The following is a 628-nucleotide window of genomic DNA, read 5'->3' on the forward strand; positions in this document are numbered from 1 at the left end:
GGCCGGGGCCACCGCGGCGGGCTCCGGGCCGCGCGCCTCGTCCGCGCGCGGCGTGAGGACGATGTCGACCCTGCCGTGGCCGCCGTACCGGACCACGGCCTCGTAGCCGGCCTCCTGCCCGACCGCGACGAGCTCGGCCGGGTCGACCGGGCCGCCGGGCGCGGCGAAGACCGGCTGGATCGCCTCGGTGAGCTCCCCGACGGTCCGCACGCCGCCGTGCAGCAGGTCCAGCGCGGCGAGCTTGACGCCCAGGCGGATGTCCGGGACCCCGGTGACGGCCAGCGGCGCCGGGTCGGCGGCGGCCAGGCGCTCGCGCAGGAGCGCGGTGGTCAGGCCCTCGCCCTCCCAGTCGGCGGACGGCACGTCCGCCGGCCCAACCCCTCCGACGTACAGGACCACGTCGTAGCGGAACAGGCTCAGCTCGTTGCGGCCGCGTCCGGTCTTCGGCAGGACGCTCACGCCGGTGACTCCGGGCAGGCGGGCGGCGAGGTCGAGGAACGCCTCGGGCGCGACGACCAGCTCCTCCTCGGCGGCGGCCCGGCGGGAGATCTGCTCCAGCAGGGTCGAGGCGGGCGCGTCCGGGTCGGCCTCGCCCCACGGCGCCGACAGGTGCAGCGCTTCGGCGATC

1 pseudogene is annotated in these 628 nt (G+C 78.0%); it reads right to left on the reverse strand.

Annotation, left to right across the window (positions count from 1 at the left end):
- A pseudogene (locus ABD327_RS31895) lies at positions 1-628 on the reverse strand (hypothetical protein); the annotation flags it as partial.

This window comes from Actinocorallia aurantiaca (assembly GCF_039533685.1).
Lineage (GTDB): Bacteria > Actinomycetota > Actinomycetes > Streptosporangiales > Streptosporangiaceae > Actinocorallia > Actinocorallia aurantiaca.